The organism is Faecalibacterium sp. Marseille-Q4137 (assembly GCF_017377535.1).
In the GTDB taxonomy this organism is placed as follows: domain Bacteria; phylum Bacillota; class Clostridia; order Oscillospirales; family Ruminococcaceae; genus Faecalibacterium; species Faecalibacterium duncaniae.
On sequence record NZ_JAFREK010000108.1, the window covers coordinates 1 to 1,180 of the forward strand.

Annotated in this window: 1 protein-coding gene; it reads right to left on the reverse strand. The window is 32.0% G+C overall.

Translation table 11 applies throughout. From position 1 onward, the window contains the following. Positions 1–1,167, reverse strand: a 1,167-nt coding sequence (locus J3353_RS16000; RefSeq protein WP_207685247.1) for a lipopolysaccharide biosynthesis protein, incomplete at its 3' end; no start/stop codon positions are given. Positions 1,168–1,180 lie beyond the last annotated feature (13 nt).

The window sequence follows — 1,180 nt, forward strand, 5'->3', positions numbered from 1 at the left end:
GTCCAAAAGTAAACTTAAATCTTTTCTATCAAAGAGAAAAAGCAACAAGATTTCACTAGATACAACAATTAAAAACACTTTAACAGCAACTATTAGCCACTGAAAATAATTAAGCACATGAAGATCAATGAACTTAAAAGAAACAACTGTGGATATCACTGCGCTAATTATATTTATCAATAACAGCTTAACAAATATATGCCATGGTCTATTCAGTATATTGCTTTTCAAATAATTCACTTGCATAAGCATTCTATAGGCCATACTAATGCAAGTGCCGATTGCAACACCTATTAATCCAAAGCGTCTAACCAATATTACAGATAGAACAATATTAATACCAGCTTCAACGTAAGCGTACTTTGAAACTTGCTTAATATGACCAGCTGCATAAGAAGCTGAAACATATGGATCTCTATAGCAATATATCATTTCAGAAATCATTAACAGAATTCCAAAAAGGACCTGATGGTAATTTGCATCATGAATGTTCATTGTATACACATCAACGAATGGCGTCACAAGAATCATTCCACAGGTGAAACAAATTGTTGTAATTAAACAAACGATGAGCTCATATGCATCAAAAAATTCATTTGCTTGCTTCGAATTGCCTGACGCTAAAACACTACCGAATGATGGTGTCAGCGCAGTTGATATAGATCCAATCAGATTCTTCAATGCATTTACTATCAAAAGATAGATTGCATATATTGAAACATCGGTTAAAGATGTAAAAATAGTAAGGATAATAATATCCGTGTTAGAATGAATGAAATATGCTGTATTAATTCCCAATCCATCCCAACGATGTGATTGGGTGAATTCATCCATTCCGTCTTCCGAATCAATCTTGTACTCTTTTTTTACATAAATTCGATATAAAATCGGCTGAATCAAAAACACTGCTGCACTTATTGCTTTTGTTATAACTATGTTTCTGAATTTTATTGTAAACACAACAACGCATATTATATTTAGAATCACAGCAAATGCCTGAACAAAAGAAACAAATGCTACTTTTTTGTCTGCATTAAGCAGTAATCTATATGTAATCGAAAGAAAATATTGAAAGAAGGTGTTACAAGCTAGAACCCAGATGAGCGTAATAATGAATTCTTTCGAAAAATCACTTGCAATATATTTAGGATAGATTATCGACAACAAAACAACATATCCT